Origin of the sequence: Segatella maculosa DSM 19339 = JCM 15638, assembly GCF_000382385.1 — a bacterium.
Lineage (GTDB): Bacteria > Bacteroidota > Bacteroidia > Bacteroidales > Bacteroidaceae > Prevotella > Prevotella maculosa.
The window spans coordinates 1-24399 of the sequence record NZ_KB908333.1 but is presented as its reverse complement, the minus strand read 5'-3'; the positions used below and the strand labels follow the sequence as shown (position 1 = coordinate 24399).

The window sequence follows — 24399 nt, the reverse complement described above, 5'->3', positions numbered from 1 at the left end:
TAGGGGCGCACGAGCCGTGCGTTTGCTTAAACAATCCTGCATATACGTTTCCGAACCCACTTGAGCGGACGTACGAACCGTGCGTCCCTACATCACTTCTCCTGCGCATTCAGATGTGCAGGAAATGCTCTTCCAGCTTCTCTTTCGGCAATTCGGTGCTGTCATGATAATGCAGGCTCTCGTTCACGCAGGCGATATGCTTGACATTGTTCAGTATTTCGGCGATATCATGGCTCACCATGACGATGGCGCACTGCTTGTTGAGGTCGTTAAGCATCTCATACATCTGCTCTTGAAAGCGTTTATCGATGTAAGTATTGGGCTCGTCGAGGATAAGCACGTCGGGTTTCTGCACGATGGCACGTGCCAATAGCACGCGTTGCAGCTGCCCGCCACTCAGCGTTCCAATGGCTTCGTGTTGCAGGTCGGCGAGTTCCATTTGCTCTATCGTTTGCCTTACCTGTTCGTTTTGGCTTTTGTTATAACGGGAAAAGCGTTTTTTCTTCAGCCCGGAAAGCACGACATCGTGGACAGAAATGGGGAAATGCCTGTCGATATCGGTGTATTGAGGCAGGTAACCCATGCGGATATGGTCTGCGGGACGACCGTTTTTGAAGAACCGAATGCTTCCTTCTGCAGGTTTCAATAGGCCGAGAATGATTTTAAGAAGCGTGGTCTTGCCACCTCCGTTCGGGCCTATAATGCCGAGATAATCGTCATCGTAGACCGTCAGCGATACGTTTTTCAAGGCCGTTTTCTCGGGATAAGTGGCCGTGACATGCTTGATTTGTATGATAGGAAGGCTCATTTCAGTGCGTTGGCTATGGTTATCATTTGGCGGTCCCAATGATAGTCAAGGGGATTGATTGTGGTTTTGGGGATGCCAATGTCTGCGGAAACGATGTCAATGTTGCGGTTTGCAAACTCTTTTTGCACAAAAAGCGTCTTTACTTTCTGTTGCTTGGCCACCCGGATGACGTTTTGAAGCTGGTTGGCACTTGGTTCCCGTCCCTCTTCTTCGATGGGAATCTGCATAAGATGATAGTCGCGGGCGAAGTAAGTGAGGATAGGATGATAGATAAGGAATGCTTTTGACTTCTGTTTCAAGCAGGTTGCGACCGCTTTGTCCGTGCGATCGATTCTTTCGAGCAGCGTTTTCAGGTTTTGTTTGAAGTATGTGCTGTCTTTGGCATCGCTTTGTTTGAGCGCATCGCATATGTTGATGGCAATCGTCTTAGCGTTCCTGCAACTCATCCACGTGTGTGGGTCGGCAATACCATTGCCGGTCAGTGTCGGTTTGATGCCTTCTGAGGTGTCAACGAAGCGGGTCTGCGGTGCATTAGCCTTGAGTTTGTCGGTCCAAGTGCGTTCGAAACCAATGGCACCGACCTTCATGTAGAGCACACTTTCGCTGAGATCGACCATCTGTTTGGGTGTGGGTTCGTAGGTTTCGGGGTTGGCTCCGCTCGGAACCATGGTCATTACCGTGAACTTTTCGCCTGCAATCTGTTCGGTGAAGTAGCGCAATGGCTCTATGCTGACGGTTATCTTCTGACCTGTATTGTTGCTTGTTGAGGGGCTACAAGCGGTCAATGACGTTACGGAAAGAGCCAGAATGATATAGCGCATCAGCTTTCCTGCGGTGATACTTATGGTAGAAATGATCAGATTTGAGCGCATCAGACCCAAAGCAATGGTGATTCCGCTTCCGATGATGGGCAGGAAAGCAAAGAATCCCATCCATGCTCCATGCCCACCCATGAAGCGTTGGGCTCTGGAAAGGCTTTCGGGCTTGACACGAAGATACTTTTCTATCCAGTCCATACGCCCTTGTCGCCCGATAGCATAATTGAAAAGGCCTCCCATTACGTTCCCGATAGTGGCATAAACTATCAAAGGCCAGGGTTTAAGACCTGCTGCCAGTAGGCCCAGCATAACGGCTTCGCTGCTGAAAGGAAAGAAACTGCCAGCAAAGAAGGCCGAAACGAACATGCCCCAGTAGCCCCAATCGATCAGAAAATCAATGATGGTATCCATAAGTTATAAGCTGTGAGCAGCAACACGAGGGCGATGAGCACGTGAAAAGCAACATTGGTGAGCCAAGTGTGGGTCAATGCAAGGAAATGTCCCAATAGTGCTGCGGTGGAAATAATCAGAATATGAATGAGAAAAGGGTAGTGTTGAGGTTGCAGAATGATGAAAATCATCGTGGCAACCTGCATCGTGACGAAGCAACCATAAAGCATACGGGTCTTTATTTTGTCCTGATAGCTGTTGCGTAAGAAGTGAATAATACCCGTCAAACCAATGAGACCGATGAAGACAAAGCCTACGGCTTGATGCTCGGTGTATTGATAATGGCAGATATTACCGATGTCTGTTAGTTTCAAGAAGTGGGAGAGTAGGTCGGGAAGCTGGTTCGTATAGGCATCATAACCTATCACAAACCAGTAGGGAAACAATAGTCCGAGAATGGAAGCTACGAATGTACGCAGGCTGAAAGCCAGAATATAGGCAATCATAATGACCCATAGAACAGGGACCAAATAGAGGATTTGAACAAAAAAGACACTGGCAATGCCAATCATTACAAATGCATAGAACACGAAGCCGGCAGCCTTTCGGTCCTGATAGGCTTCAAAGAAGAACATATAGAAGGCGATAAAACACAGCCCGACGACGGTATTGGCGATAGTAGTGGAGCGAAAACAAAGCATGGCTGACAAGAAAAGGTAGACAACGGGCACCATTCGGCTATACACTCTGATGAGCGAATGGCGGTTACTGAGTATAACCATCATCTCGGTTGCTACAAAAAGGGCGACTGTCTGAACCCATAATCCATGCTGAAAGGGCCCGGCAAGCAATGCTACAACGACTCCATAAAGGACTGTTAACGGCAGCGTGAACCTGCTAATTGCTATTCTTTCCTGTCTTCTTTTCTTTGTCATTTAAAGGTCCTGCCCTATATCTCTTCTGAAATACTTGTCGGTGAACGTGATTTTCTGTGCTTCTTTAAAACTCTTCTGCAATGCTTCTTCCTTGTCTTTTCCGTAAGATGAAACGGCAATGACACGCCCACCGTTGGTCACGACATGCCCGTCTCTGTAGGAAGTTCCGCTATGGAAGACGATGCTTCCTTCCACTTTGTCGATGCCTTTAATAGGATAACCTTTCTGATAGGCCTCGGGATAGCCTCCGCTTACAAGCATTACGCAGACTGCAGCACGCTCATCGAACACGATATCCCGCTTATCAAGGTCGCCATGGGCTATGCCTTCGAAGAGGTCAACGATGTCGCTTTTCAGGCGAAGCATCACACTTTCGGTCTCTGGGTCGCCCATACGACAGTTGTATTCAATAACCATTGGTTCGCCATTTACGTTGATCAAACCAAAGAAAATAAAGCCTTTGTAGTCTATTCCCTCGTTGGCAAGGCCTTCAACGGTAGGGCGGATGATGCGTTCTTCCACCTTTTTCATCCACTCTTTTGTGGCAAATGGAACCGGTGAAACGCTGCCCATGCCACCTGTGTTGAGCCCCGTGTCATGCTCACCGATGCGTTTATAGTCCTTAGCTTCAGGCAAAATCTTATAGCTCTTTCCGTCGGTTAGTATGAAAACACTGCATTCAATACCACTCAAGAACTCTTCAATCACGACCTGTGCACTGGCATTTCCGAACATGCCGCCAAGCATTTCGCGCAGTTCTTTTTGGGCTTCTCCGAGCGTAGGAAGTATCAATACGCCCTTACCGGCACAAAGTCCGTCGGCTTTCAGCACGTAGGGAGGCTGCAAAGTCTCAAGGAAACGCAGGCCTTCTTCAAGTGTTGTGCCGTCAAAGGTCTTATATTTGGCGGTCGGAATGCCGTGACGTTGCATGAAACCTTTAGCGAAATCCTTGCTTCCTTCAAGTACGGCACCGGCCTTGGATGGGCCGATTACGGGGATATCTTTCGTGCGTTCGTCTTGCTTAAAGCTGTCGTATATGCCCTTGACCAATGGGTCTTCGGGACCGACTACAACCATATTGATATTGTTTTCTACGGCAAACTGCTTCAGACTTTCAAAGTCGTTAGCTTGGATATTGACGTTTTCTCCACAGTCAACTGTGCCAGCATTGCCCGGAGCAATAAAGAGTTTGTCGCACTTTTTGCTTTGTGCAATCTTCCAAGCTAAGGCATGTTCACGGCCGCCTCCACCTAACAATAACAGTCTCATGATAGTGATTTATTTTAAATAATCAAAGAAATATTGGCTAATCCGCTCGTGTAGATGCACGCTTTGATGTCCTCTCATGTTGTGAGGTTCGCCAGGATAGACGAAGAAGTCGGGCTGAGTGCCGGCAGCAATGCAGGCTTTCAGGAAAGAAAAAGCATGTTGTGGCACGACAACGGGGTCGTTGAAACCGATGATAATCTCTAATTTTCCTTTCAAGTTCTTGGCTTTTGGTAACAGACTGCAAGTCGCATAACCTTCCGGATTGGCCTGCGGGGTGTCCATATAACGCTCGCCATACATCACTTCGTACCATTTCCAATCGACAACGGGGCCGCCGGCAACACCCACTTTGAACACATCGGGATAGGTAGTCATTAGGTTTATGGTCATAAAACCGCCGAAACTCCAACCATGAATGCCCAATTTGTCTGCATCAACGTAGGGCAATGACTTGAGAAACTTCACGCCTTCCATCTGATCTTTCATCTCTTCTTCGCCCAAACGACGAAACGTTACTTGTTCAAAATCCTTGCCTCTGTGCTCGCTTCCCCGGTTATCTAAGATGAAAAGTAGATAGCCTTTCTCTGCCATAAAGGCCTCCCAACCGCGGCTACAATAGTGCCATCGCGCGTCAACATTGTGGGCATGAGGACCTCCATAGACGTAAACAATCGTGGGATATTTCTTGTTTGGATCGAAATTCAGCGGCTTTACCATGCGATAATAAAGGTCGGTCGTTCCGTCTGCGGCCTTGATAGTGCCGCATTCATAGCTGGGAACGGTGTAACCTTGCCAAGGATTGGGTGCTTTGAAATAGCTTATAGCCTCTCCGTTCTTGGTATTCACGATGGCAATGTTGCGAGGAATGTCGGGCGTTTGATAGTTATCAACGAGGTAAAGTCCACTTTCACTCAAGCTTCCTGTATGCCATCCTTGACCGTTAACATCGAGCAATGTCTGCTTACTTGTCTCGGTATCGACGGCGAAAATATTCTTTTGAATAGGGTTACACGTGTTGCTTTCGATGAAGATACGCTTATGTTTGGCATCGAACCCCAAGAGTTTCATCACCACCCATGGTCCTTTTGTGAGCTGACGGACTTCTCCCACCTTATTATATAAGTAGAGATGCATGTAACCGTCACGTTGGCTCCAGAGTACAAACTTGCTTTTGTCCCATGGAAGAAAGGTTATGGGGTGCAGAGGTTCCACATATTTGGCATCGGTTTCGCGGTAAATCTCGGCAATCGGCTTGCCGGTTGTGGTGTCATAGCTCATCAATCGGCAGTCGTTTTGGTCGCGGTTGAGTTCAAACATGTAGAGCGTTTGGTTGTCAGGACCCCAACTAATGTTCGTGAAATAACGGTCGGTAGGGTCTCCGGTAGCAAGATAGGTGACCTTTCCCGTAGTAAGGTCGTAGATGCCTACAGTTACCTTGTGACTTGTTTCGCCTGCCATAGGGTATTTGTCCGGTTCAAATGTCGCGATACGGCTTTCCCCTTTGACAGGCTTCCAATCCAATTCGGGAATGTTAACTTGTGGATAATCGCTCACCATACTTTGGTCCATACGATAGAAAGCCAATCGAGTTCCGTCGTTACTCCAAAAGAGTCCCCCCGTAATACCGAACTCGTTGCGGTGCACACTCTGTCCATAAACAAGCTCACGGCTGCCATCTGTGGTCACCTGATGGTTGTTTCCATGCGCATCAACCACATGTAATTGATGGTCTTTCACATATGCCAAAGCCTTGGAAACGGTATTGAAGTCTTGTACTTCAGCCCCTTTCGCCATACTGACATCGCCTTTCCAAAGCACTTTTTTATGCTTCCAATTGAACAACATGCATTGTTTTCTGTCGTTGAGCCATACAAGTGGTTTTCTTGTTTCCGGAAAACTGATGTCGTAAAGATGCCGAAGCGTCATGCCACTCCACTTGTTCAGTTCGGAAAGTGTGAACAGTTTGTGTTCCTTTGCTGTTGTTTTATTGACGACAAAGCAGTCTTCTGTGTCGAGATGCACAAGCTCATCGCCCCACCAAGTGGTGTAACGTGTCTTGGGAACCATGTTGTGATAGTTCGTACCTCCAAAGTTCAAGTCCTCTAAAGTCAAGGACTTTAACTCCTGTGCATGACCTGTCAATGCTGCAACCATAGTCAATATCGATATGAAGAACGTTCTCATTGTTTAGTCCTCTTCGTCAAAATGACTTCTTTCTTGGTTAAAGTTGCTCCGCTTCGTGCCTTTTTCAAAGTGTTTTCCACCCTTTCTTTTGTCACGACTTCCAAAGCGATTGTCACGTTTTCCACGCTGTTCGCTCCGCTCATTGCGGTCATCACGCCTTTTAGGATTACGCTTACGATCCTCAAAACTTTCAAGTTCGTGCTTATGGAACGTGAAACTGCGTATGTCCCCCGCCTCATTATTGCTCTCTTCTTCAAGACGTTTCTTGAATTCGCGGTTCTTTTTGAAGCGGTGTTTCTGTGCCATTTCCCGCTTATCCTCGGCAGTTTTCACGATACCTCCCTCTGCACGGAATGCCTTCATCTTGCCTTCAAAGAGCGAATATTTGCGGAATTCGCACTCCAAACTACCGTTATAGACAGGTATCTTGAGGCTTGGTTTCAAGCCAATTTGGTCGAAACATTCTTCCCGATAGCTTAAAATCCATGCTTCATTTCCGCCGAATTCGTGTTTCAGACGCTCGCCAATCATTTTATAAGTGGCTAAGAGATTAGGCGTAGATATGCGTTCTCCGTAAGGAGGATTCATGATGATGAGGCTCTTTTCGGCCGGTTTTGTGAAGTCCTTGAAGTCTTTTTGCTCCACTGTTATTAGTTGTGTGAGCCCTGCCGCCTTTACATTTAGTCGTGCAGTGTTGACGGCTTTCATGTCAACATCATAGCCATAGATATGATGTTCGAACACTTTTTCCTGCGAATCATCGTTGTAAATCTCGTCAAAGAGGCCTTGATCGAAGTCTGGCCACTTCTCAAATGCAAATGCTTTCCTGAATACTCCCGGACTGATATTGCGTGCAATGAGGGCCGCTTCGACGAGAATTGTGCCCGAACCACACATCGGATCGATGAAATCCGTATCGCCTTTCCAACCACTCATCAGTATCATTCCGGCGGCAAGTACCTCGTTTAGCGGTGCTTCCACGCTTTCTTGACGGTATCCTCTGCGGTGAAGACTCTCGCCACTTGAGTCTAAACTCAACGTAGCCTTATCCTCTGCGATATGTATATTCAGCCGAATATCAGGGTTACTTACGCTGATATTCGGTCTTGTTCCAGTTGTTTCGCGGAACTGGTCTACGATAGCATCCTTCACTTTATAGGTGACAAAGCGCGAGTTTCTGAACTCTTCTGAGTAGACAACTGAGTCAACACTGAACGTTTTTCCTTTCATTATATATTGGCTCCAGTCTATTTTCTTCACCTCATCGTACATGTCTTCGGCCGAACGGGCTTTGAAATGGGCAATCGGTTTGAGTATTCTTATGGCCGTATGCAGTTGGAAATTGGCACGGTACATTGTCTCTTTGTTACCCGTAAACGATACCATACGGCGTCCTATCTGTACATTGTTGGCACCCATTTGGGTGAGCTCCTGAGCCAAAACGGGCTCAAGTCCCATGAAAGTCTTGGCGATGAGTTCAAATTCCTGTTCCATTATTGTATTGAATGTCTAATGTATCTCTTTTTATTTTCTTGTATTTCTTCGTCTTGGGACGCATATCTTCCATCACCCAAGTGTTTGCTCCGATGACACAACTCTTCCCAATAGTGATGCGACCCAATATGGTTGCGTTGGAATAAACAACGACATTGTCTTCCAAAATGGGGTGGCGTGGGATGCCTTTTATGGGATTTCCGTCCTTATCAAGAGGGAAACTCTTGGCTCCAAGCGTTACACCTTGATAGAGTTTCACGTGCTTTCCGATGACACAAGTGGCCCCAATGACGACGCCAGTTCCATGATCTATCGTGAAATATTCACCGATTTTGGCACCCGGATGAATGTCTATACCGGTCTCTGAATGGGCCATTTCGGTCATCATTCTTGGTATCAATGGCACCTGCATCTCATAGAGTTCATGGGCAATACGGTAGTTGCTGAGGGCCTTAATGACAGGATAACACGAAATGATTTCGGCAAAACTGTCGGCCGCAGGGTCTCCATTGTAGGCCGCTTCGACATCGGTTGCCAGCAATTTACGTATAATTGGCAACCTTGCAATCAGTTTAATGGATAGCGTTTCGGCCTGTTCCCGACGCATGACGAACTTATCATAGTCGGGTTCTTCGCACATATCGACGAAGCAAAGACCGGCCAAAATCTGCTCGAACAGCATTTTTTGCAGGCATTCCACATTGACGCCGATGTGGTATTTGATAGTTTTTGTGTTGACGGTTGACTTTCCGTAATAGCCCGGAAAGATGATAGCACGTGATAAATCAATGATTTCTTCGAGCGCTCTACCCGAAGGTAACGGATATCCGTCACGATGATTGTGGCACAATCCCTTTAATGAAGAAGTCTCTGATAGTTCATTAACGGTTTGTGTCAGGACATGAGTCAGGTTGAAATTGCTCATCTCTTTAGTTGTCTCAATATGATAGTGCTGCAAAGGTAATAAAAAACCGAAGAAGTTAAAAGCTTAAACCGAACTTTTTAGGCTGCAATCGTGAAAAAGACAGCACATTTCTTCCGCAAATGTTCCTATCGTTTCATCAGACTTGCCCGTTCTTCGGGTGCGAACTTCTCAATAGCATAGCGAAGCATGGTGCGTGGCATGCCCTGCCGATGCCTGTCTACGTAGTCATAAAGGCGTTGTGGATTGCGCTTTCCTGCCTCGCGTAGCATCCAACCGCATGCTTTGTGCATCAAATCATGGGGATGTTGCATCATTATATCACAGAGGGCATACGTGTCTTCAAGTTGTCCTTTGCGGATAAAGGCAATGGTAGAGACGATGGCGATGCGGTTGTCCCACAAGAGCTTGCTTTGAGCGAGGCGATAAAGCCTTTCGTGCGACTGGTCCAGCAGATATTCGCCGACAAGGGTAGGGCAGGAAAGGTCTACAAGGTCCCAATTGTTGATGTGTTCAGTCATTGAAAGGTAGCAATCAAAGAGCTGTTTGCGCAGTTTCTCATCGGCTTTCCGACTCTTTTCCACCATCATCAGCAGTGCACAGAGCCTAACTTCGTGCCATTCCGACTGCATTAGCGGTTTGATTTCCTGCAAAGTGAGGTCCTTATGCAGCTTTGCCACGGCTCTGACATGGGGAACTGTGACGCCAAGGAACTTGTCTCCTTCGCCATACTCACCTTTTCCGGTCTTGAAAAAGCGAGGAAATATCTCACGTTTCTCGGCAGAAGAGCGCGCTTGAAGCTCATTGGTGACGGCAGTTACAATCGTTTCCATATTGTTTTATCGGTCATTTCTCATGCAAAGATACGTCTTTTTCCGCATATCCTTCGCTTTTATAGCTTTTCTTTCATATTGTCTTACATTGCAACTTTTCCTACAATATCAACGTCTAAACAGCATAACAACTAAAAAATGATATATTTATGAAACGTTTTTCTTTATTTTTACTCTCGGTTTTTGGCTTTATTTCTCTTTCTGCCTGCCATGTTAATAGTAGTGATGTGCGTGCCTTGACTGGTCGATCAAGTGGTCCGAGCGTCACACGTCTGCTCAATGCGAAGTATTTCTCAGAGATTGAGGCCGACATGGTTGGTAGCATTGTCTATACACAGTCCGATTCTTTGAGCATTCGTTTAGTCGGACCGAAGAGTGAAGTAGAGCGAATGCGTGTGAGTTTCATAGGCGAAGAGCTTCATATCACAATGGATAAAGGCATGAAAAGGGCATTCCCGTTCACCAAGCGCAAGGGAGTGGACATCTATGTGAGTGGTCCTGATTTGGTAAAGATAGATATTGAAGGCGTAGTTGACTTCAAAGCCAAAAAGATTGATACGGATAGGCTCGAAGCCTCTGTCGATGGGGTGGGCGATATACAGATAGACAGCCTTATCTGCGACCATTTCAAAGGCTCTGTCGATGGAACTGGCGACCTTCGGGTGGGCTATTTGGAGGCTTTATCGGTTAATGCTTCGCTCGACGGAACAGGAGATATCAAACTCACGATGGTCAAAGTGCCTAACGTAAAGCTGGAAATCGACGGCACAGGCGACATTCGTGCACACATGAAAGACTGCGGAACGGTTAAAACAATGGTTGATGGAACGGGCAATATCGAGCTGAAAGGCACGTGTAAACATTGGATTCGCTATAAGGATGACGACGATAAGCGGCCACAAGAGCGGTATAACGTCAACATCAAATAAGTCTTTTTGCGCAATCTTGGCGGTTTCGCATAGCGAAGTTTGTCGATTTTTTCCTATCTTTGCGCTTGTGAGCGATGAATTCCACATCAAATTAAAACATAATATAATGTATAACGAGGAAATCAACAAGATGATTATGACTTCAATGAAGTCGGGAGAGAAAGACAAAGCTGCCGTTTATCGACTGCTGAAGAGTGAGTTCTTGAAGTTCAGCACGGCCAAAGATGCCAAGCCTTTGGACGATGTTGCCGAGATACAAATCATTCGTAAGATGGTAAAAGAGCGCAAAGAGTCTGAAAAGGTCTATGCCGATGCCGGTCGAACCGACCTTGCCGAGAACGAGAAGAAAGAATATCTGCTTCTTGAAGCCTTGCTCCCGGCTGCACCGAAAGCCGAAGAAATCGACGCTTTCATCGTTGCTGCCTATCCAAACGGCATCGATCAGAAGCTGATGGGCAGTGCAATAAAAGCGGTGAAGGCCAAATGGAACGCTGCTGATGGCAAAACTGTTTCGGAATTGGTGCGCAAACATATCGTGAAATAAGGCATCTTCCAGCGCAATACGGCCATGACAAGTATGTAGGGACGCACGGCTCGTGCGTCCGCTCAAGGTGAATGGCAAGCAAATACACGCGGTTATTGGAGGGGACGCACGAACCGTGCGTCCCCTCATGTCGTATAATAATCAACCTGCCCACCCGTTTACTTCCCACTTGTCAACTGTAATGTCAGCGGACGCACGGGCCGTGCGTCCCTACATGCATTCGAGCAGGTCGCCCTCTCCTTCATTTTACGCATTAATCTGGCTTATGTGGGTATGTAGGGGCGCCCGGTTCGTGCGTCCATTCAAGGTGAATGGCAAGCAAATACACGCGGTTATTGGAGCGGACGCACGAGCCGTGCGTCTCTACATGCATTTGAGCGGCTTGCCCTCTCCTCCATTTTACGCATTAATCCGGCTTATGTGCGTCCCTACATGCAACTAAATTGATAATCAACGACTTGCACCTTGCATTTCAATCCCAGCCATTTCGCCGTTCAATCTCAGCTATTTTGTGCGGTAATCTCAGCCATTTTACCGCGTAATATGGCTGAGATTGAAATGTAATGGGATTGAAATCATTTTGTTCAAAAAGTGTACTGAAAAACCATTATGAAGTGGATTTTCATGGAATAAAACAAAAAACAAGTGAAAAGTTTTCTGCTTTTGATAGATAATGTGTAATTTTGCAGCATCTAAGTGCTATAAAATAGGACGTATGAATTATGCAATTATCGCGGCAGGTGAAGGCTCTCGGCTGGCACAAGAGGGGATTAGGGAACCGAAACCCCTGGTGAAAGTCTGCCATGAACATTTGATAGACCGCCTGATTCGTATTTTCATGGCCAATGAAGCCAACCGGATTTCGGTGATATGCAATGCTTTGACGTCGGAAGTATGCCGGCATTTGCAGGCTATAAAAACTGGGGGAATGGCGGGAAGTCCTGTCCCTTTGGACTTCATCGTGCAGACTACGCCGAGTTCTATGCACAGTTTTTATGAACTAAGTAAGGTCATGGAGCCCGGACCTTTCGTCATGACGACGGTCGATACCATTTTTATAGAAGACGAATTTGCCGACTATGTCCGCGCATTCAAGGCGCAGTTGGCAGCCGGTTTCGATGGATTGATGGGCGTAACCGATTTCATTGACGACGAAAAACCGCTGTATGTGGGCACCGACGAGGCCATGAATGTGACGGGATTCTACGATGACGACCCTGGAAACCGATGCAGATTCATCTCCGGAGGCATCTATGGTTTGACCTCAAGCGCCTTTGATACGCTTCAAAATTGTATGGAACGGGGCGAAAGCCGCATGCGGAATTTCCAGCGAGGTCTTGTCCGTGACGGGCGAAAACTCAAGGCCTACCGGTTCTCAAAGGTCATGGATGTGGACCATGCTGCCGATATTCGGAAAGCAGAAGCATTTATACAATGAGGATATTGGCTGTAAAACGCGACGAAAAGCTCTCGCCGAATTCGGTAGAAAAGGACAGAATGATTTTGCAAGAGAGCGTCGATTGCCTTGGTGGCGCAGCTGCAATGATAGCCGAAATGCAGTTGACGGCCGATGAAAATGCCGATGTTTACGTGTCAATGGCACGGCTTCCGCATACGCTGGAGCTGCTGAAAAGGAAAGAAGATGAGGGGAAAATCGTTGTCAATTCAGCCTATGGTGTAGCCCGATGTGAGCGAGGTTGGCTTAGCCGTGCACTGCAAGCGCAGGGCTTTCCCGTTCCTCCTGCCGACGGAGACGACGGCTATTGGCTGAAAAGGGCCGACATGGCGGCACAATGTAAAGGTGACGTTGTCTATTGCAAAAGCCGAAGAGAGCTGGCCGAACAGCAGGCCGCGTTTGCCATGCGAGGCGTAACCGATTGGGTGGTTCAGGCACATGTGCCCGGCGACTTGGTGAAATTCTACGCTGTCCGTGGTGGTTTTTTCAGGTATTATTACCCCGGTGACGATGGCATCTCCAAGTTCGGCGACGAAAAAATGAATGGTAAGGCACAGCATTATGCCTTCGATGAAGCGCAATTGCAGGCAGTGGCTGCGGCTGTTTCCATGCTTACGGGCGTGGAGGTCTATGGAGGTGATGCCATCATCACGGCCTCCGGAGCCTTTTATCTCATTGATTTCAACGATTGGCCCAGCTTCTCTCGTTGTCCGGAAGAGGCGGCCCGGGCCGTTGGTAAACTGATTATGGATAAAATAAACAAGAAATATGAGCAGATTTAATGCGTTGTTACAGGCCTCATTCAAGTCAAATGACACAGAAGAATGGCTTGATGTGCACTTCACCCGCCCCATAGGACTGGTGTTTGCACTGCTATGGAACAAGCTAAACATACACCCTAACGTCATCACAATACTGTCAATCTTCCTCGGAGCTGGGGCAGGTTGCATGTTTTACTATACAGATTTGACGCACAATCTCATAGGCGTGGGCTTGCTAATGCTGGCAAACTTCTGTGATTCTACCGACGGACAGATGGCCCGACTCACGGGAAAGAAGACGCTGATCGGCCGAATGCTCGACGGTTTTTCAGGCGATGTGTGGTTCCTCTTCATTTATGTTGCCATCGCCATGCGCCTTTATCATCAGCAAATACCCTGCACAGATGTAGCTTGGGGCATTGGAAGTTGGATTCTTTGCAGCGTTGCCGGCTTCCTTTGTCACTCTCCCCAAAGTTCCTTGGCCGACTATTATCGGCAGATACATCTCTTCTTTTTAAAGGGAAAAGACGGCAGTGAGCTCGACAGTTATCAGAAACAAGTAGACACACTCAAGGCATTTCCGAAGCAAGGAGCATTCTGGGAGCGCCTCTTCTACACGAATTATGCGAAGTATTGTCATAGTCAGGAGAAGCGGACGCCGGCTTTTCAGAGGTTCTTTATGAAGTGGAATGCAAGTCAAAAAGAGGAGACTCGTCTTCGTTTTCTTGAAGGTTCGCGCCCATTGATGAAATATACCAACCTGCTTACATTCAATTTGCGGGCCATTGTCTGCTATATCGCTTGCTTGACAGACCATGCTTGGCTTTATCCCTTGTTTGAAATCATCGTCATGAGCGCCATGTACGTTCACATGCACCGCACACATGAGCGGTTATGTGAGGAATTAAGCCGGGAGTTGGCATAGTTTTCGCCGTTCAGCATCACCCATTAAAAGAGCAAAAACGTATGATAAAAGGATATATTTTCGACTACGGCGGTACGCTGGATACCGCAGGTCAGCACTGGGGAAAGGTGCTTTGGCATGCCTATGAGCGTCAGCAAGTGCTCGTTGATGAGTCACATTTCCGTGAAGCTTACGTCTATGGAGAGCGCACTTTGGGCAGTATGCCCATCATAAAGCACGATTATACGTTTCGCAAAACACTTGAAATCAAGTTGCGATTAGAGTTAGAATACCTCTGTAAACAGGGCATTTGGGATGCCGATGAAGCAACATTCAGGCAGCTTCATCAGGCCATCTTGGAAGATGTTTACGCTCAAGTTGTCGCCACGACCACGCACAGTCGCGAGGTATTGGAGCGATTATCAGAACGTTATCCCATGGTTCTTGTGAGCAATTTTTATGGGAACATGGAAGTTGTTTTGAAAGAATTCGGACTCAATCACCTGTTTGGTGACGTTGTAGAAAGTGCCATTGTGGGTATCAGAAAGCCCGATCCAAGGATTTATAAGTTGGGAGTTGAACGCTTAAGATTGCTGCCCGAAGAGGTCATTGTCGTTGGCGATAGCTTCTATAAAGATATAGAACCGGCACGTAAAATAGGGTGCAAGACCGTTTGGTTCAAGGGAGAAGGGTGGACAACCCGGCAATATGACGAGCGCATTCCCGATGGAATTATCACGGATATTGCGCAGCTTTCATCAATAGTACTATAATATAGGTAAAAAGGTTTATGAGTTTCAGGAGATATATATCAGGTCTTTTATTGCTCGTGGCAGTATCTTTGTCAGCAACGGCACAGATAAGTGGTGTCGTAATCGATGCCCAGACCGGCGATACCATACGCTATCCGAGTGCAACTTACAAGGGACATCACATCGCAATGAGCGGAGATGCAGGCGGAAAGTTCTCTATTGAGCGTCACGATGGCTGGCTATTGACCATCAGTGCCGTGGGCTATCAGAGCAAGGATTACGCGATTAGGCCCGGTTCGGCAGCCTTTCTCAACGTCAAACTGAAGCCCGACACGCGGACATTGAAGGGCATTACCGTCAAGACAAAGCGCAATCGGTACAGCCGAAAGGACAATCCTGCGGTCGAATTGATGCGTCGTGTGATTGCAGCTAAGAAGAAAACAGACCTCAATAACCATGACTTCTATCAGTATAATAAGTACCAGAAGATTACAATGGCGGTCAATGACATTCAGCCGGTGGACATCGATAGCGGCTTCTTTGCCAAGAAACAGTGGCTCATCGACCAAATCGAGACCAGTCCCTACAACCATAAACTGATTCTTCCCCTGTCGGTTGACGAGACGGTTACGCAGCACCTGTATCGCAAAAGCCCCAAGACAGAGAAGGATATCATCATGGGTCAGCAGAGTACGGGCATCAACCAATTGTTCGAAACGGGCGATATTCTGAACACGGTTCTGAAAGATGTCTTCACAGATGTAGACCTTTACGACGACCAAGTGCGCCTTCTTCGGTTCCCATTCACCAGCCCTATCGGTAAGGATGCCATAGCCTTCTATCGCTATTACATTGAAGACACAGTCTATGTGGACCGTGATCTCTGCTATCACCTGCAGTTCTTGCCCAACAATCAACAGGATTTCGGGTTTCGAGGTGACCTTTATATCCTCGCAGATTCAACGCTTCACTTGAAGCGTTGCGACCTTTCGATACCCAAACAAAGCGATGTCAACTTCGTAGAGAACCTGAAACTGACGCAGGAATACACCAAGTTGCCGAACGGCGAATGGGCTTTAAGCGTCGATGATATGGTGGTTGAGTTGAAAGTTGCCAACTTTTTGTCGAAGGCACTCGTTGTCCGTACGACGCGATTGAGCGATTATGCTTTCGATGAATTGCCCAAACAACTCTTTAAGGGCAAGGCCGCTACACGCCGGGAGGCCAATTCCATGATGCGTGATGAGGCCTTTTGGAATCGCTATCGCACTGTGGGACTCACCAAAAGTGAAAGCGGAATGGACGCATTCATACACAGAATAGAGCAGCTCAACGGCTTCAAATACGTCATATTCGGGGCAAAAGCCTTGATAGAAAACTTCGTTGAGACGGGCAATCTGAACCATCCCAGCAAGGTAGATATAGGACCTGTCAACACAATGTTGACGTCTAACTTCATCGATGGCCTGCGAACACGCGTCAGTGTACAGTCAACTGCCAACCTTGACAAGCATTGGTTCCTTGCCGGTTACTATGCACATGGCTGGCGAAGTCACCGCAATTATTACAAAGGAGAGCTGACCTATTCGTTCAACCGCAAGGAGTATCTGCCGCGGGAGTTCCCGAAACGCACGCTGACGTTCACGTCTACGTATGACATCATGTCGCCTTCTGACAAGTTCATGCACACGGATAAGGATAATGTCTTCACGGCTTTCAAGTGGGCAAAGGTTGATAAAATGATGTTTTATAACCGACAACAACTGGCTTTCGAGTGGGAATCGGAGTGGGGACTACGCTCAATACTGGCCTTGAAGACCGAAAAAAACGAGGCAGCGGGAGCCTTGTCGTTCCCCGTAAGCTACTTGCGGACAACCGAATTGAGCCTGAAATTCCAACTTGCTCCGGGCAGAACGTACATCAATACCAAGCAACGTCGCATTCCGGTGAACCTTGATGCGCCCGTGTTCAGCCTTGAACATACGACCGGAATGAGGCTCTTTGGAGGCGATTATCGCTATAATCTCACCGAAATCGGCATATACAAGCGTTTCTGGATGAACTCTTGGGGCAAAATAGATGCCCGTCTTAAGGCTGGTGCACAATGGGATAAGGTGCCTTATCCACTGCTCATTATGCCCGCAGCCAACCTGAGTTACATCGTACAGAAGGAAACTTTCAACATGATCAACAACATGGAGTTCCTCAACGACCGCTATGCAAGCCTCGATATGAGCTGGGATTTGAACGGAAAAATATTCAACCGCATTCCCTTGTTGAAGAAGTTGAAGTGGCGAGAGTACATTGGTGTGAAGACACTTTGGGGCAAGTTGACCGATAAAAACAACCCTATGCTGCCCATAAATGCAGGAGATACGCAGCTGTGGGCATTCCCTGAAGGAAGCTATGTGATGGATCCGAAGCGCCCATATGTGGAATGGGTGGCCGGCATTCACAACATATTCAAAATCGTTCATGTGGAGTTCGTGCACCGATGCAACTACACTTCGTTGCCAACGGCAAAGAAAAACGGCATTCGTTTTATGCTCCACATGACTTTCTGATGGTTGGTAAGCGTTGATAATCGGGCCTTTCAACGGCCGATGAGCAACTTTTTGGGTTTCTTTTTCCGCCTTATCATAATTTTATTTACTTTTGTATCGGAAAGGAAAAAACATGGAAATACTCTTAGCCGACAAGCAAGACATCACGCGGGCAGGCCTGATGTATGTCCTCGAAAGCTTTGATGGGGTCACGTTCAAGTGCATTGAGGACAAGGCCGAACTGCTCCTTGCATTGCAGAAAGACAGTAATCGCGTGGTTGTTTTGGACTACACGCTGTTCGATATCAATGATGTGGCCGAACTGATGATCCTCTGTGAGCGCTTTGTTGCAACGCGTTGGCTGCTTTTCAGCGAGGATTTGAGTCTCGATTTCGTGCGACTTCTCATTGCAAGTTCGCCGCGTTTCAGCATTCTGCTCAAGGAAAGTGGCCTCAGAGAGATAAGAGAAGCCCTCGATTATGCCATTCATTGTCGGCGTTTCATCTGTCAACGAATGACAGAAATGCTACTCGTTCCTGCGCAATCCGAGCCGGAACACGTCAGACTGACACGCACCGAGGGCGAGATTCTGAAGGATATTGCTCTCGGAATGACCACGCGTGAGATAGCCGAAAAGCGCATTTCGAGTTTCCACACGGTGAATACGCATCGCAAGAACATCTTCCGAAAGCTCGGTGTCAATAATGTTCACGAGGTAACGAAGTATGCCTTGCGAGCCGGATTGATTGATTCCGCCGAATATTATATTTGATGTTTGGGTTCAATCCGGGGGACACAGAGCTCGTATGTCCGTTCCGTCGCACCTGTTTGTAGGCATTGTAAGAACTCAAAAGGGAAGAATAAGCAGCATGCAACCTAAAAACTGTATCGCGGTTTCGTTGTTTACGATTGTCCTATACGCCGATTTCGTTGATGAATCAAATAAAAACCGCATCGGGGTTCCGTTGTTTATAGGGCAGGATTGCCAAACGTAGTGAAACAACCCTGCCCCGTAAATAGCGAAACCCCGGTGGGGTTTGTTCGTTACGTACCATTCATTCTCTCCCCATTAAATACCCATTGAGGGATAATACCGGTTATTTCGGTTTTCAATATCACCCATATTGCGCGGTAAAATGGGCCATATTAGGCGGTAAAATGGCTGAGATTGCACGGCAAAATGGGTAAGATTGAAATGCAAGGTGTAAATCGTTGATTATTAATTTGGTTGACAGTAGACAAGTAAACGGGTGGACAAGTTGATTGTTATACGGCATATAGGGACGCACGGCCCGTGCATTTGCGATTTTATTCACATTGAGCGGACGCATGAACCGTGCGTCCCTACGGCTTCATCTCGGCCAAAAAATGGGTTGAAACTGTCTCGCGACAATGCCAACCCTAAAAGTTTTTTCAACTAATTTGATTATCAACAATCTTTTAGTGTAACATATTTATTTCGCAAATATAGTGTTTTTGTTCCATGATGTTAGTGTTTTAGTATAAAAATCTACGTAAACGTTTGCGTTTTTGCGCTAAATTTGTAATTTTGTAAGCTGAGAATAAGTTTGCAAGTAACTTTTGATAGTGTTTATTTTTGAATGAAGCAACGTAGAACTTCTTTGAAAGATTTAGCCGAAGAACTGGGCGTGAGCATCGCAACAGTGTCTCGTGCCCTGCGCAACAGCCATGAGGTGGGCGAGGAAATGAAGGCGAAAGTGAAGGCATTGGCCAAGCGATTGAACTATCGTCCCAATCCTTTTGCACAGAGCCTGCGCAAGAAAACGCCGCGAGTGATAGGCGTTATCGTTCCCAATCTCGTCACCCATTACTATGCTTCTGTGCTTGATGGTATTGAAGATTACGCTTCGTGCTTCGGTTATTCGGTCATCAGCAGCAACAGCCACGAGAGCCATGAGCGGGAAGAAAAGGCCGTTGAGAATTTCATCTCCATGCATGTGGACGGCATCATCGCCTGTCTTGCGCAGGACACTGTGGACTATGGGCATTATCTTCAGCTGCATGACATGGGGATTCCCGTGGTTTTCTTTGCCCGAACCTGTCTGCCCGACATGTTTTCACAGGTGGTTGCCAACGGTGATGAGGCCGCACAAGAGGCCACTTCTCATCTTATCGGGGCAGGTTCGCGCCGCATTGCCTTCATTGGCGGCCCAAATCATCTTGATATGGTAAAGCGACGCAAGCACGGTTACCTTGAAGCACTGCGCGAACATCATTTACCCATCGACAGAGAACTGGTGTGGTGCGGAAGAATTGACTTCGATGAGGCACGGAATGCCACAGTTCGGCTGCTTCAAAGCGAGAAACGGCCCGATGCAATCCTTGCTTTCAACGATATTCTCACGTATGCTGCCTTCGATGCCATCAAGACTTGCGGCCTATCTATACCCAATAACGTCGCTATCATTGGCTTTACCGATGGCGATTCGGCTGCTTTCGTCACGCCAAAGCTCACTGCCATCATGGATCAAGCTAACGAACAAGGGCGCAAAAGCTGCGAACTGCTGTTGCGTCATATCAAAGGCGACCAGCATATTTACAAGGAAATCGTACCGATGATATTGAAAATCAGGGAGAGTTCTGAGAAACATTAGCCACCGAAAGCGGCATAACGGCAAGATAGTCTTATCTCTCCGGTTGTGCGAAAGTGGCCTTTACGGCACCGAATCCCATGCTCCTCATCATGCTTTCCATTTGTAGACAGGCGTTACGGCGGGCTGTTTGAATGTTGGCCGTCGTGACGCAACGTTGCATCATGAGCTTGTAAGCACGGTCGTAAAGGGCTTGTTTGTCGGCTTCAGTCCAACTTCCGCTCTCATAAAAAGCTTTCGTTCGCGCCTCATCAATAAAATCTTTGTCAAGCAAACGAATGGGAGGGAGCATCAGGCGCAGCGTGTCTTTGTCCTGTTTGAGCCAACCAGGGCCGGCTTCATGCAGGTTGAAACCCAGCCGAAGCGTGCCATAATAGATGCGAACCAGCCTGCTGTCGCCGAAAAAACCATGTTTAATGGTGTCTACAAGTTCCTCGTCGGTAAGTTGAAGGAACTCCCATTCGCCGATTTCCTCAATGGATTTGATGAGCGTGGGCGTGAGGTCGATGCGCTTGTTCTCCTCAATGTATAGGCTATTGCTTTTGTCTATCCAACGGAGAATGAGGCTTACGACGACCAAAAGCAGTAGGACGGAGCCGAGCATCAGCGCGCCCTTGAGCGACAATTTGTTGATGATGGAGCGCAAAAAAGAGCGTCGTTTGTTACTTTCCATGTTCGTTTGTTTTATCAATCAGCGTAGGGATATCTCCGGATTGCAGGTTGTTTCTGAAACTGATCGTGATGTCTTTCTCGTTATATCCGGCTTGTCGGAGTAGGGGAATGAGGACTTTTGCGGCACCAAGTCGGGCATTTTCCAAGATATCCGTCTGCGAAATGTCATGTATAATCTGTGCTCTGCCTTGCCGTTCGAAGTCGGAAAGCTCGGCATCGGTAAAGTCTGAGCGCATGAAGTTCACGAATTGCTTCACGTGGTTGTGGTCGATTTTCGTTGCGGTCATTGTGATCCGAGGGTCAGGTAGGGTGATTTCGATTTTGTTTCCCGTTCGTTTGACGTTCTTACTGCTGAAAGAATAGAAATCGATATATCCTTTTATGGTGGCATCCATGGGTATGGCAACCATGCGTTTACTCATCGGAATGTCGAGACTGAAAGCTTTATTGAAGAGCGATCCCTTGATGGTTTTCCGGTCATCATGGGTGATAATCTTATGAATTTTATATTCCACGGTGTAGAGGCGCGAGCACTTTTGAATCTCATTGACAAGCATCGGGATGGTGTCAAAGGCCTTTTGCGTCTGTTCTTCCCGCTTTCCTTTGCAGCCGGATAGGCTAAAAACGAGGAGCAGAACCATGTAAAGCAAACCTATTCTTTTCATAAACAGCGTTGTTAGAATGCTGCAAAGGTAATAAAAAAAGTTATTCTGCATTACTTTTCTGCCACTTTCGTTGTGTCGTCATTGCTTCTTGAAGAGACGAAAACTCGTGTTTTCCTTTGCTATCTGGCTCGTTTTTATTATTTTTGCATGACATAAACGATGAAAACGATGAAAAGATATTTCTGTTTTATGGTGGCCGTAATCGTTGTGTCGGCCTTTACCGGGTGCAAAGACAAGAAGAACACGGGTGATATTATCACGAAAAAGCCGATGATAGTTGTCCATCGGCAAATCCAAAAGACGGGCAATTATAAGCAGAGTCGTAAGGTCAAGTGGCTTGGCGCGGCCTATACTGTTGAGATGACGCGTTCGGCCGACGCCTCATTACCTGTGATTGTCGATGGTGATACAAAGTATTATGACAACCGTATCACAATCCGTGTGCTGCGTTCTGACGGTAGCGCGTTCTTCAGCCGCACGTTCACAAAGGCCGATTTCAGGCCTTATATCGACAAGGCTTATGCAGACGGTGCCCTCGTGGGGATTGTTCTCGACCGTGCCGAGGGCGATAATCTATTGTTTGCTGCCAGTGTCGGTTCGCCGGACAAGATGAGCGACGAATATATTCCGTTGCTGATGAAGCTGTCGAGAACGGGAAAAATCACGATAACAAAAGATACACAGTTGGATACAGGCAGCAATAATGGAGTCTCAGGAAGAATACGCTCTGAAGAGGAAGATATATAGAGAATATAATGCTCTTTACAATTAGAAGTGCAAAATACTTTCGGGCTCCTTCCAGATAGACAGGATAATCGACTGGAGTCTCCATACGAAGCATTATAGAAATCGCCTATACCAGGGGCTATAAATCAACCGGTCGTCCGAGTTGTGACGGCTTGGTGTCGTTCAAGCCCGAACTTCTGCATACGTGGGTATGGACTGAGTGACGGTGAGGTTGAGGAGCTGAAGAAGATGGAGGAGGAGAGGGCAGAGGTTTCATTTTATCTTATTTTCCCCGTTATTTAAACGTAATTAACTTTTGTTCTGCAGTCGTGTGTAAGTATTCACATACCTTTGCAAAATCTTTATCAGCGTTCAATGTCAAGGTTGAGAAATGGAATAAAGAGGCATATATAAAGAAAGTGTATGCTACTGCTTGACTTTTGTTTGTTCCGAATTCTTGTCCAACTCAGGGCAAGACATTGTGAAAACTAATTGAAAGGCAGGCAACTTTGCACCTTACACATTTTTTTATAATATGTACTGTAAATTGAGATACAGAGTCCCGTCATAGGTGCTGCGGGTATTATCACAGGTTGTAAGATGCTTTTTAATTCTTTTGAATTTTTATTATTCCTGCCGATAGTCTTCGGATTATATTGGTTGGTTGGAAAGTCTCATAGGTGGCAGAATATAACGGTCTTTATTGCCAGCCATGTATTTTATGCTTGGTGGGACTGGAGATTCTGTTTTCTTCTCCTTTTTACCAGTTTGATGACCTACTTTATTGGCTTGGGTATAGAACAGAGCGAAGGAAAGCGAAAGTTACAGAAGTGGCTGAGTGCGACCAACATTATTGTGAATGTCGGTATTCTTGGCATTTTTAAATACTTCAACTTCTTTGCAGAAAGTTTTGCCGAACTATTTTCTGCATTCGGCATACATTTTGACTCCTTTACACTCCAACTGATTTTGCCTGTCGGTATCAGTTTCTACACATTCCAAGCACTCGGGTATTCTATTGACGTCTATCAACATAAGATAAAGGCAACCCATGATATATTTTCATTCATGGCTTTTATATCATTCTTTCCCCAGTTACTAGCAGGACCTATTGAGCGTGCCTCAAACATGTTGCCTCAATATCAAAAGAAACGTTCTTTTGACTATACTTTGGCAGTTGACGGCTGTAGACAAATCCTGTATGGGGTCTTCAAGAAAATGGTTATTGCCGATAACTTGGCAGCCGTGGTCAATACAGCTTGGGATAGTCTTAATGATTTGTCAGGATTTGCTTTGTTGGTTTATGCATTTGCTTACTCCATGCAAATCTATAGTGACTTCTCCGGATATTCCGATATATCAATCGGTATAGGAAAGCTATTTGGTATACGGATTATGCAGAATTTCAACTATCCCTATTTTTCGAGGAATATACCCGACTTTTGGCGCAAATGGCATATCTCATTGATGAAATGGTTTCAGAATTATATTTATTTCCCATTGGGGGGAAGTCGTTGCTCCAAATGGAAAGTTATTCGTAACACTTTTATTGTTTTTGCCGTTAGTGGTCTTTGGCATGGAGCAAATTGGACGTTCGTTGTGTGGGGGCTATACCATGCATTGATTATTTCCGTATTCATCTTCTTTGGGCTGAAAAGCAAATACATTGATGCAGAGTCTGCCAAACAGTTGCCAAGCCTGAAGGTCTTCGGTCAGATGGTACTTACATTCGTCCTTGCTACCTTTGGTTGGATTATTTTCCGAGCTGACAACTTCACGTTGTTTGCCGAATATGTCTCCAAGCTTTGCTCTCCCTCCATCTTCACAATATCCGATTTTGAGGGAAAGAGTATTTTAGCAGCAAGTTTCCTTTTGCTGGTATGGGAATGGCTGATGCGGAAAAGAATACATGGCTTGCAGCTTGCCAATCATGGACTGTTGAAATACAAGGTGTGCCGAATAGTCCTTTATTATACTATTCTTATGTTAATTTTCCATGAGGCAGGGAAAAATGTTCAATTCATTTATTCACAGTTTTGCACGACAAAAGAGCCGACTCTTTATAACTCTTTGATTATAAGCACTTATAAAATTGGAAAAAGGAAAAGGGTTACGATTTGGTTACTACTCAAATTCCCCGGACTTCCTTGATTTGCTGTCGTTTCAAACAACTCTTGTTATT

At 46.6% G+C, this 24399-nt stretch carries 21 protein-coding genes and 1 pseudogene; 12 read left to right on the top strand and 10 right to left on the bottom strand.

The features are described from left to right. Positions 1-109 precede the first annotated feature (109 nt). The 8 genes from H164_RS0110960 to H164_RS0110925 all read right to left on the bottom strand — a co-directional run bounded on the left by H164_RS0110960 (position 110) and on the right by H164_RS0110925 (position 9653). On the bottom strand, positions 110-808 hold the full coding sequence (locus H164_RS0110960) for a metal ABC transporter ATP-binding protein (RefSeq protein ID WP_019968658.1): 699 nt from the start codon (positions 806-808) through the stop codon (positions 110-112). After that, entirely contained in the window at positions 805-2037 is a 1233-nt protein-coding gene (locus H164_RS0110955) for a metal ABC transporter solute-binding protein, Zn/Mn family (protein ID WP_019968657.1), read from the bottom strand. The genes H164_RS0110960 and H164_RS0110955 overlap by 4 nt, the downstream gene beginning before the upstream one ends. After that, positions 2013-2951 carry a hypothetical protein gene (locus H164_RS0110950; RefSeq protein ID WP_025830259.1) on the bottom strand — a complete coding sequence of 313 codons (939 nt, stop codon included), beginning with the start codon at positions 2949-2951 and terminating at the stop codon, positions 2013-2015. Before H164_RS0110950 ends, H164_RS0110955 begins: the two co-directional genes overlap by 25 nt. Further along, positions 2952-4220 (bottom strand): phosphoribosylamine--glycine ligase, encoded by a 1269-nt coding sequence (purD, locus tag H164_RS0110945; RefSeq protein ID WP_019968655.1) that lies wholly within the window; start codon positions 4218-4220, stop codon positions 2952-2954. A 9-nt stretch (positions 4221-4229) separates the two neighbouring features. Further along, positions 4230-6404, bottom strand: coding sequence for a S9 family peptidase (locus H164_RS0110940; RefSeq protein ID WP_019968654.1), 2175 nt, complete (start codon positions 6402-6404; stop codon positions 4230-4232). Between the two features lie 3 nt (positions 6405-6407). Continuing rightward, positions 6408-7898, bottom strand: a complete 1491-nt coding sequence (locus H164_RS0110935) for a THUMP domain-containing class I SAM-dependent RNA methyltransferase (RefSeq protein WP_019968653.1) — start codon at positions 7896-7898, stop codon at positions 6408-6410. Further along, positions 7882-8823, bottom strand: coding sequence for a serine O-acetyltransferase EpsC (epsC, locus tag H164_RS0110930; protein WP_019968652.1), 942 nt, complete (start codon positions 8821-8823; stop codon positions 7882-7884). Before epsC ends, H164_RS0110935 begins: the two co-directional genes overlap by 17 nt. Before the next feature lie 125 nt (positions 8824-8948). Next, the gene (locus H164_RS0110925; protein ID WP_019968651.1) at positions 8949-9653 is read right to left on the bottom strand and encodes a DNA alkylation repair protein; all 705 of its coding nucleotides are present in this window, start codon (positions 9651-9653) and stop codon (positions 8949-8951) included. A gap of 149 nt (positions 9654-9802) precedes the next feature. Between H164_RS0110925 and H164_RS0110920 the strand changes: the two genes are divergently transcribed. The 9 genes from H164_RS0110920 (at position 9803) to H164_RS0110880 (ending at position 20157) form a co-directional block, all read left to right on the top strand. Then, positions 9803-10582 (top strand): GIN domain-containing protein, encoded by a 780-nt coding sequence (locus H164_RS0110920; RefSeq protein ID WP_026356347.1) that lies wholly within the window; start codon positions 9803-9805, stop codon positions 10580-10582. 106 nt (positions 10583-10688) lie between these two features. After that, entirely contained in the window at positions 10689-11126 is a 438-nt protein-coding gene (locus H164_RS0110915) for a GatB/YqeY domain-containing protein (RefSeq protein WP_025830260.1), read from the top strand. Positions 11127-11841: 715 nt separating this feature from the next. After that, complete coding sequence (locus H164_RS0110910) at positions 11842-12564, top strand: nucleotidyltransferase family protein (RefSeq protein WP_019968648.1); 723 nt, start codon at positions 11842-11844, stop codon at positions 12562-12564. Further along, positions 12561-13364 carry a hypothetical protein gene (locus H164_RS0110905; protein ID WP_019968647.1) on the top strand — a complete coding sequence of 268 codons (804 nt, stop codon included), beginning with the start codon at positions 12561-12563 and terminating at the stop codon, positions 13362-13364. The genes H164_RS0110910 and H164_RS0110905 overlap by 4 nt, the downstream gene beginning before the upstream one ends. Further along, entirely contained in the window at positions 13351-14268 is a 918-nt protein-coding gene (locus H164_RS0110900; RefSeq protein ID WP_019968646.1) for a CDP-alcohol phosphatidyltransferase family protein, read from the top strand. The genes H164_RS0110905 and H164_RS0110900 overlap by 14 nt, the downstream gene beginning before the upstream one ends. A 41-nt stretch (positions 14269-14309) precedes the next feature. Beyond that, a complete protein-coding gene (locus tag H164_RS0110895) occupies positions 14310-15020 on the top strand; it encodes an HAD family hydrolase (RefSeq protein WP_019968645.1) in 711 nt (236 codons plus the stop codon). Positions 15021-15037: 17 nt separating this feature from the next. After that, the gene (locus H164_RS0110890) at positions 15038-17563 is read left to right on the top strand and encodes a DUF5686 family protein (protein ID WP_026356346.1); all 2526 of its coding nucleotides are present in this window, start codon (positions 15038-15040) and stop codon (positions 17561-17563) included. Positions 17564-17675: 112 nt separating this feature from the next. Beyond that, positions 17676-18314 carry a response regulator transcription factor gene (locus H164_RS0110885; RefSeq protein ID WP_019968643.1) on the top strand — a complete coding sequence of 213 codons (639 nt, stop codon included), beginning with the start codon at positions 17676-17678 and terminating at the stop codon, positions 18312-18314. 829 nt (positions 18315-19143) lie between these two features. Then, positions 19144-20157: a LacI family DNA-binding transcriptional regulator gene (locus tag H164_RS0110880; protein ID WP_019968642.1), complete on the top strand. Its 1014-nt coding sequence runs from the start codon at positions 19144-19146 to the stop codon at positions 20155-20157. A 31-nt stretch (positions 20158-20188) separates the two neighbouring features. Here H164_RS0110880 and H164_RS0110875 read toward each other — a convergent pair whose 3' ends face one another. Together H164_RS0110875 and H164_RS0110870 are read right to left on the bottom strand one after the other, a co-directional pair. Next, positions 20189-20827, bottom strand: coding sequence for a DUF4230 domain-containing protein (locus H164_RS0110875; protein WP_019968641.1), 639 nt, complete (start codon positions 20825-20827; stop codon positions 20189-20191). Beyond that, complete coding sequence (locus H164_RS0110870; RefSeq protein WP_019968640.1) at positions 20817-21491, bottom strand: DUF4230 domain-containing protein; 675 nt, start codon at positions 21489-21491, stop codon at positions 20817-20819. Before H164_RS0110870 ends, H164_RS0110875 begins: the two co-directional genes overlap by 11 nt. Before the next feature lie 159 nt (positions 21492-21650). Here H164_RS0110870 and H164_RS0110865 point away from each other — a divergent pair, with 159 nt between their 5' ends. The 3 genes and pseudogenes from H164_RS0110865 (at position 21651) to H164_RS14600 (ending at position 24368) form a co-directional block, all read left to right on the top strand. Beyond that, a complete protein-coding gene (locus tag H164_RS0110865) occupies positions 21651-22238 on the top strand; it encodes a DUF4738 domain-containing protein (protein ID WP_019968639.1) in 588 nt (195 codons plus the stop codon). 52 nt (positions 22239-22290) lie between these two features. Beyond that, a pseudogene (locus H164_RS15945) lies at positions 22291-22457 on the top strand (IS5 family transposase); the annotation flags it as partial. 360 nt (positions 22458-22817) lie between these two features. Beyond that, a complete protein-coding gene (locus H164_RS14600; protein ID WP_081622293.1) occupies positions 22818-24368 on the top strand; it encodes an MBOAT family O-acyltransferase in 1551 nt (516 codons plus the stop codon). The last annotated feature ends 31 nt before the right edge of the window (positions 24369-24399 follow it).

Coding starts and splice junctions, on each gene's coding strand:
- H164_RS0110960 (WP_019968658.1), bottom strand. CDS start 808: ATGAGCCTTCCTATCATACAAATCAAGCATGTCACGGCCACTTATCCC.
- H164_RS0110955 (WP_019968657.1), bottom strand. CDS start 2,037: ATGGATACCATCATTGATTTTCTGATCGATTGGGGCTACTGGGGCATG.
- H164_RS0110950 (WP_025830259.1), bottom strand. CDS start 2,951: ATGACAAAGAAAAGAAGACAGGAAAGAATAGCAATTAGCAGGTTCACG.
- purD (WP_019968655.1), bottom strand. CDS start 4,220: ATGAGACTGTTATTGTTAGGTGGAGGCGGCCGTGAACATGCCTTAGCT.
- H164_RS0110940 (WP_019968654.1), bottom strand. CDS start 6,404: ATGAGAACGTTCTTCATATCGATATTGACTATGGTTGCAGCATTGACA.
- H164_RS0110935 (WP_019968653.1), bottom strand. CDS start 7,898: ATGGAACAGGAATTTGAACTCATCGCCAAGACTTTCATGGGACTTGAG.
- epsC (WP_019968652.1), bottom strand. CDS start 8,823: ATGAGCAATTTCAACCTGACTCATGTCCTGACACAAACCGTTAATGAA.
- H164_RS0110925 (WP_019968651.1), bottom strand. CDS start 9,653: ATGGAAACGATTGTAACTGCCGTCACCAATGAGCTTCAAGCGCGCTCT.
- H164_RS0110920 (WP_026356347.1), top strand. CDS start 9,803: ATGAAACGTTTTTCTTTATTTTTACTCTCGGTTTTTGGCTTTATTTCT.
- H164_RS0110915 (WP_025830260.1), top strand. CDS start 10,689: ATGTATAACGAGGAAATCAACAAGATGATTATGACTTCAATGAAGTCG.
- H164_RS0110910 (WP_019968648.1), top strand. CDS start 11,842: ATGAATTATGCAATTATCGCGGCAGGTGAAGGCTCTCGGCTGGCACAA.
- H164_RS0110905 (WP_019968647.1), top strand. CDS start 12,561: ATGAGGATATTGGCTGTAAAACGCGACGAAAAGCTCTCGCCGAATTCG.
- H164_RS0110900 (WP_019968646.1), top strand. CDS start 13,351: ATGAGCAGATTTAATGCGTTGTTACAGGCCTCATTCAAGTCAAATGAC.
- H164_RS0110895 (WP_019968645.1), top strand. CDS start 14,310: ATGATAAAAGGATATATTTTCGACTACGGCGGTACGCTGGATACCGCA.
- H164_RS0110890 (WP_026356346.1), top strand. CDS start 15,038: ATGAGTTTCAGGAGATATATATCAGGTCTTTTATTGCTCGTGGCAGTA.
- H164_RS0110885 (WP_019968643.1), top strand. CDS start 17,676: ATGGAAATACTCTTAGCCGACAAGCAAGACATCACGCGGGCAGGCCTG.
- H164_RS0110880 (WP_019968642.1), top strand. CDS start 19,144: ATGAAGCAACGTAGAACTTCTTTGAAAGATTTAGCCGAAGAACTGGGC.
- H164_RS0110875 (WP_019968641.1), bottom strand. CDS start 20,827: ATGGAAAGTAACAAACGACGCTCTTTTTTGCGCTCCATCATCAACAAA.
- H164_RS0110870 (WP_019968640.1), bottom strand. CDS start 21,491: ATGAAAAGAATAGGTTTGCTTTACATGGTTCTGCTCCTCGTTTTTAGC.
- H164_RS0110865 (WP_019968639.1), top strand. CDS start 21,651: ATGAAAACGATGAAAAGATATTTCTGTTTTATGGTGGCCGTAATCGTT.
- H164_RS14600 (WP_081622293.1), top strand. CDS start 22,818: ATGCTTTTTAATTCTTTTGAATTTTTATTATTCCTGCCGATAGTCTTC.